Annotated in this window: 7 protein-coding genes; 6 read left to right on the forward strand and 1 reads right to left on the reverse strand. The window is 65.7% G+C overall.

Features of this window, described 5'->3' with window-relative positions; translation table 11 throughout:
* Nucleotides 1-549 precede the first annotated feature (549 nt).
* The 4 genes from G6R25_RS20570 (at nucleotide 550) to G6R25_RS20585 (ending at nucleotide 3,295) form a co-directional block, all read left to right on the forward strand.
* Nucleotides 550-726, forward strand: coding sequence for a hypothetical protein (locus G6R25_RS20570; protein ID WP_163554246.1), 177 nt, complete (start codon nucleotides 550-552; stop codon nucleotides 724-726).
* Between the two features lie 162 nt (nucleotides 727-888).
* Nucleotides 889-1,827, forward strand: a complete 939-nt coding sequence (locus G6R25_RS20575) for a pentapeptide repeat-containing protein (protein WP_136449456.1) — start codon at nucleotides 889-891, stop codon at nucleotides 1,825-1,827.
* 441 nt (nucleotides 1,828-2,268) lie between these two features.
* Nucleotides 2,269-2,706, forward strand: coding sequence for a hypothetical protein (locus G6R25_RS20580; protein ID WP_163554247.1), 438 nt, complete (start codon nucleotides 2,269-2,271; stop codon nucleotides 2,704-2,706).
* Between the two features lie 331 nt (nucleotides 2,707-3,037).
* Entirely contained in the window at nucleotides 3,038-3,295 is a 258-nt protein-coding gene (locus tag G6R25_RS20585) for a hypothetical protein (RefSeq protein WP_163554248.1), read from the forward strand.
* Nucleotides 3,296-3,505: 210 nt separating this feature from the next.
* Here the strand turns inward: G6R25_RS20585 and G6R25_RS20590 are convergent, their stop codons facing one another.
* On the reverse strand, nucleotides 3,506-3,748 hold the full coding sequence (locus G6R25_RS20590; RefSeq protein WP_163554249.1) for a hypothetical protein: 243 nt from the start codon (nucleotides 3,746-3,748) through the stop codon (nucleotides 3,506-3,508).
* A 966-nt stretch (nucleotides 3,749-4,714) separates the two neighbouring features.
* On the opposite strand from G6R25_RS20590, the gene G6R25_RS20595 reads away from it, so the two are divergent.
* Nucleotides 4,715-5,107 carry a hypothetical protein gene (locus G6R25_RS20595; RefSeq protein ID WP_163554250.1) on the forward strand — a complete coding sequence of 131 codons (393 nt, stop codon included), beginning with the start codon at nucleotides 4,715-4,717 and terminating at the stop codon, nucleotides 5,105-5,107.
* A gap of 185 nt (nucleotides 5,108-5,292) precedes the next feature.
* Nucleotides 5,293-5,680, forward strand: a 388-nt coding sequence (locus tag G6R25_RS20600) for a hypothetical protein (RefSeq protein ID WP_205447295.1), incomplete at its 3' end; no start/stop codon positions are given.

Genomic DNA, 5,680 nt, shown 5'->3' on the forward strand with positions numbered 1-5,680 from the left:
CGTTGACTAACACCCTGGGCTGATCTTGTTCGGTCGTCCGACGCCCCGCCGGACTGGCCCTTGGTGGGGCGTCGGGGCGCCGGCGGGCCCGCACCTTCGTGGGTGAAGGACTGGATGTCGGTGCGGCATCCGGCCTGTTCGTCCTTGCTGTTGTGCTGGCGAGGCGGAGAAGACTGCGGATTGTCCCGTTCATGGCGCCCTGGCGGCGAGACGATGGTCTTCCTTGATCAGGAGAAGTTCATCCACCCGATCATGAGAGTGCAGGCCACGACCAGTGACCCGGACTCAAGGCGCATTGCGAAGACTCGGGGCAGCAAAGACCCTGGCCGCAGCAGTTGTCGTCGGCGGCACCATGCTCGCGGGGGGCACCTCGTTCGCCGCGGGCACCCTCCGGGACGGAGCGGCCGTGACGGCCACCGGCGCAGGCGCAACTGCCGAGGCGGCGGAGAACGATGCCACGTCCCGCGCGGCGGCTGAGTGATCAGTCGGGGAAGGTGACCGCCGGCGCTTACGGCCCCTCCTTCGCAAAGGGGACCTGGACGTCCACCTATGAGGGCCACTGCGCCTCTCGTCGTCCCCGCCGAGGAGGAGACCGCCGATGAAGACCTCGCCGGCGATGGCGAGGAGAGGGCGGAGGCCGCCCCCATGCAGAAGATCAACCCGGCGGGTGTCGACAACACCGTTGACCAACATCCCCGGCCGGGGGTGCATGTGGCGGTGGGCTAGACCTATGGGCAGGGGGCGGGTGGGGAAGACCGGATGCTCCGGTTGGCCGCTCGCCCGGGCTGATCGTGCCCGGGCTGTCCATGCCCCGTCGGGCTACGGGGCTGTCTGGACTCCTTCGGTGCTCCAAGACTCCGGTTCAGTTGGCGTATAGAACTTCATGGCATGCTGGAGGAAAACGTTGATCCAGCACAACTGCGGACTTACGTGACTGGCAGATTGCAGTCGGTGAGGTTAGGTCGGGTGGGAGGACTGATGGTGAGGGCGTGGCCTGCGATAAAGGGAACGCTATGCCGGAAGGTGGATCCGAGGCGGAAGCAACGGGAGCTGGTGGAGCAGTACACCGCTGGGATTGGCCAGCTTGGTTCGGAGGCGTTGGACGTCTGCCTGGACGGGATTTACGCGTTGGAGAGCCTTGGGGCCGAGTCGACGACGTATCGCCAGCCGGTGGTGGAGGTGCTTTCGGCCTTCGTCCGCGAGCGGACCATTCTTGATCATTCCCATGGAGCTCGCCGTCCCTGGGCCGTCTGGTCGGGGAGGACGACGAGCAGGCGGAGTGCCAGCCTGGAGCCATCAGCCCCGGCCGATCAAGCCACCAGCGACACACCGCCGGATCTTGGACGAAATCCCGATACCGATGTGCAGGCCGCGCTGACCGTGCTGGGCCGTCTCTCGGACAAAGTCGACATCTCTTGGGCTGTTCCGTTTAGCGCCTGGCTGGAGGGGGTGGACCGCGCCGGTGCCTGGCCGTGTGAGGTAAACCTCACCGGTGCCCGGCTGGAGATGGCTGATCTCATCGAAGCTTCGCTGCACGGGGCTGACCTCACCGGCGCCCGGCTGACCGGGGCGAACCTCACCGGCGCCCAGCTGATTGGGGCAGACTTCACCGGCGCCCGGCTGGATGGGGCCAACCTTACCCACGTTCGGCTGGATGGGGCCAACCTCACCGGCGCCCGGCTGGACGGGGCAAACCTCACCGGTGTCGAGGGGTTGACGCAGGCGCAGGTAGACGTTGCCCGAGGTGACGAGAAGACGGTTCTACCGGAGGGGGTCACCCGGCCGGTGTCCTGGACGGTGGATCCCCTCCGGTCGTCGTCCGGCTGAACCTGGACGTGAAGGAACGGGCGGACTGAGCATGCCTCGGACGTCGAAGCGCCTCACCGAACTGCTTCAGCGGGGCGCTCTGACGTGGTGCGGGGTGGGGGGACCCCCACGGTGGCACCGTGGGGCCGTCTTTGGCCTATCTGGCGGCCGTGATCGCGGTGCGGGTCGGTGCTGGGTGACGGCCATGCCGGTGCAGGCCAGCTTGCGAGGCGGCGGCGAGACTCTCGACACTTGATCAATACGCGGTGGGTGGATCTTGTCGCTTTAAGGCTTCGATCATCAACGTAAGGTTGGCTTGTCTGGGTTTCATCTGGGTTTCACACTTAATCTATTCTTGATATGGAATTCATATCGTTTGCCGAGTACGGCGAATCACTACTACCGTTCGCTGCTACGCAGTTTTTGGGAGAGGTAGTGGTTCTGCGATCAGCCAGGAAGTTCATGGCATCACTTGCGGCAGTGTCGGTTGCGATGGGGACACTCCTGCTGCTGGCACCCTTGGCTCACGCGGCGAACGGATCCGAGTGCCAATTTTCCCCCGGAAGAAATATGTGGCATTTTCAGAACTACACCGCTTCCGGCAAAACAGTGGTTCTAGATGGTTACTCCGGTCCCGATGCGACAGGAAATCCGGTAGTATCGTGTAGTTTCCACCTAAAGGGAAGGGCTGCTTTTTTTGGCCGCTCGAAGGGGGGATCTGCGTATCTCGATCCTTCAACGGTGAAAACTGTCAAGGTCACAACGACCTCTAATCACGGCGGCGACCCGGTGGGGGAAACACTAGATAACTCGGGAAACGCCTGCTTCAGGATTGTCTATAACGACAGAAAAACTTCTTGGGAACTTATTCAGATTCATCATCTGTGTGATCCTAATTGAGAGCTTTATCCATAAGTCACCATCCGAGCCGGTAGAAATCCAGCCTGGTGATGATTCGGATGAGGTTAGGGAGTTCGGTGAGCCGGCAGTGGTAGCCGGCGGCGCGGATCTTTCAGTTCCTCGGGCGGGCGATGCATCGTTCGACCGCTGACCGGCGTGCGGAGATCGTCCTGTTCGCGGTTTTTTGGTAGTCGGTGAGCTTGTAGTTCTTCGGTTTCTTCGTCGGGATGACGGTGAGGGGGCCGGGGGTGCCGGACCGATCGCAGGCCGGCAGTAGTAGGGGCCGGGCGCCAGCGGGCTTCTTCCTGGTGGTGGTGGTCTTCTTCGCCGGGTGGCGAGTGGTGGCTGCTTCGGTGGCGAGCTGGTGGGCTCGGCTGGTGGGCTGGCGTTCGTCGACGTCGCGACGTCGACCGAGGAGGCCGTCGATGACCCGCTGCCCGCCGCCGGCTACCGGTCTCCGGCGCCGCCGGTGGTGCAGGCGGGGCAGGGGCCGCGGTTGGCTCCCGGGCTGACCATCCGGGTTCCGTGGCAGCGGGAGCAGATGGCAGCCATCAGCTGCCTCCCTTCCAACATATATGACTTTGTGTGACTGGTTTTGGGCGTGCTGAACGATGTTTGCGGAGTTAGATCAGGAGTTAGATCGCCGGCTACGAGTTAGATTTCTAACTCGGGGGCTTCGGAGGCTGGGGGGTTCCGACCTGCGGAAAGTTAGGCGAGTTAGTCGAGCTAGGGCAGGTGGATTTGGGTGCCGCAGGGGCGCCGGGGACGTGGTTTGGGGATGGCCGGGGGCCGATCTAACTCAGGTGTTGAGGTCGGCGGTCCGCCGCCTGATTTGTTCACGGATAGTGATTGGGTCGAGGGGCCAGCGGTTCCCGATGGTCGGGACCTTGATCCCCTCGGTCCCCTCGTCGGTGAGGAAGTGGACCAGACGCAGCCCGGTGAGGGTGCGGTAGGCGGCCCAGGTGGGGGCGAGGTTGAGTAGCAGCGGGGAGACTTTGGCGACGGGGATGGGTTCCGGTACCCAACACCTGGTCGAGGTCATCGAGGAGATTGCGTGGGATGGTGACCCCGCGTGGGGTTGGTGGTGCCGGGGACAGCCCGGCGGGTGCGGGTGAGGGCCGTCGAGGGACCGCCAAGCTGTCGGTTACCGCGGGCAGGAAGAACTGGATGTCAGGGGGGGAGGATGGTTGCAACCCACCGGAAACCGGGGTTCCTCGTGCTCGCATGCGTAGGGCCCATGTCAGGAAACCAAGAAACTCGTAAACCTACAGGTCGGAGGCGGTTGCACCCAGGAAACTCCCAGGAAACTGCACCCCGCGGTTTCCAGGGCTGCAACCGGTGCCGCAGACGGCTGCAACCATCCCGGCGCCGGCGGGGCAGGCACGGCAGCGAGGGAGACGCGACAGCCGGCCGACGGTCCTCGCCCGGAACGTCCAAGCGCCCCGCCGGACTGCTCCGACGGGGCGCTGTCGCTTCCTCTGGGCTGCCACGTTTCAGGTGATCAGACGACTTTCTTGATCATTGAGAGTCTCGGACTCCGCGCAGGCCTTCTGGGCTGCGCGTTCACGCCTTCGCTCCATGATTTCTGGCCTAGGTCGCCCCCGGCCCGGGCGGTTCTCCAGCCATGTGGTCACGGTCGACAGCTTCCAGCGGGGCCGGCGGGGCGAGGTCTGCTCATCAGGTTCGGGCAGGTGCCCCGAATGCCTGTAGCTGCGTGCAGTAACGGGTGAGATGCCCGCTAGCTTGGCTATGTCTGTGTAGTCAAGCAGTGGCTCAAAGTTGCGAACACTTTCTCTCATGCTTGAAAGAATAGCATCTTGACATTCTAAGTTCAGGCATGTAGCGTTCCGCCTTGCAACTGAAAGCGCCCCCGGGCTGGTGGTGGAACACCGGCCCGGGGGCTAACGGACCACCTGCAAGCACAGGAGACCGCTATGAGTCATCTTTCCCTGCCTGGGTGCGGATCTGCGCGCCAGGCTTCGCCCGCCGCCCGTCTGGGTGGTGTGGCATGAGTGCCCGCCGTCCGGGCCGGATCACGGTCACCGTCACCCAGCCTGAAGAGATCTTCGATCCGGTGATCCTCGCCGCCCTGCAGGCCGGCCGCCGGGTGACCGCCGCCGAGGAGCGGGACATCCGCCGCCGGCACACCGCCGAGCTCACCGCCGGCCTGGCTGTCTGCTGCCGGGCATGCGGGTTCGCACTCACCGTGCAGCACCAGGCCTGCCCGTCGATCGTCCTGGTGGACGCTCGCAGCCTGCGGATCGCCCTGACCGTCGTGCCGCTGGCGCCGCGGCGGCGGTGCACTCGCTGCCACGGTCAGCTGGCCGTGACGGTGACGGTGACGGGGCTGCTGTGCTCGGTCTGCGGCGGCCAGGATGATCTGTTCGGTGGTGCGGCATGACCGCCCGGCAGGCCTCCGCCGCCGTGCCGTCCGAGCCGGGTTGCAACCCGCCGGAAATCGGGGTTCCTCGCGCGCGCACGCGTAGGGCCCCCTCCGGCCCCCTTGCCTGCAACCTGCAACCGTGCAGGTCAGAGGCGGTTGCAGGGGTGGTTGCAGGGGTCAACCAGCTAGTCCGGGTGCAACCAGTGCAACCGGGGGCTGCAACCACCCCCGAGCAGGCCCCGCAGACCACCTCCGGACCGGCCGCTGTGCGGGTGTGGCGGGCGACGTCGGCAACGGCGGTGACGGTCCTCGACGGTCTGTCCCCGGCGTGCGCCCCGTTCGTCTCCTGGTGGGATGCGGAGGCGGACCGGCGCCGCGAGTTGCGGACCCCGGAGCATCGGGCGGCGTGGATCGCAGCCCGCCAGGGCCGGGCGGTGGCGTCGGCGTCGGTGGCGCAGGCCCGTGCCCAGTGCAAGACGGCTCGGGAGACGTCCGCGAACCCGCTGGCCGCCCCCCGCCGTGCCGCCCGCCTCGCCGCCAAGACCGCTAAGGGCCGCAGAAGGGCCGCTAGGGCCGAGGTGAAGGCCGCCC

The organism is Candidatus Frankia alpina, assembly GCF_902806485.1.
Taxonomy (GTDB): domain Bacteria; phylum Actinomycetota; class Actinomycetes; order Frankiales; family Frankiaceae; genus Frankia; species Frankia alpina.

What these genes read in the sequence shown, in the direction of transcription:
- G6R25_RS20575 (WP_136449456.1), top strand. Translation starts at nt 889, where the DNA reads ATGCTGGAGGAAAACGTTGATCCAGCACAACTGCGGACTTACGTGACT.
- G6R25_RS20595 (WP_163554250.1), top strand. Translation starts at nt 4,715, where the DNA reads ATGAGTGCCCGCCGTCCGGGCCGGATCACGGTCACCGTCACCCAGCCT.
- G6R25_RS20570 (WP_163554246.1), top strand. Translation starts at nt 550, where the DNA reads ATGAGGGCCACTGCGCCTCTCGTCGTCCCCGCCGAGGAGGAGACCGCC.
- G6R25_RS20590 (WP_163554249.1), bottom strand. Translation starts at nt 3,748, where the DNA reads ATGACCTCGACCAGGTGTTGGGTACCGGAACCCATCCCCGTCGCCAAA.
- G6R25_RS20580 (WP_163554247.1), top strand. Translation starts at nt 2,269, where the DNA reads ATGGCATCACTTGCGGCAGTGTCGGTTGCGATGGGGACACTCCTGCTG.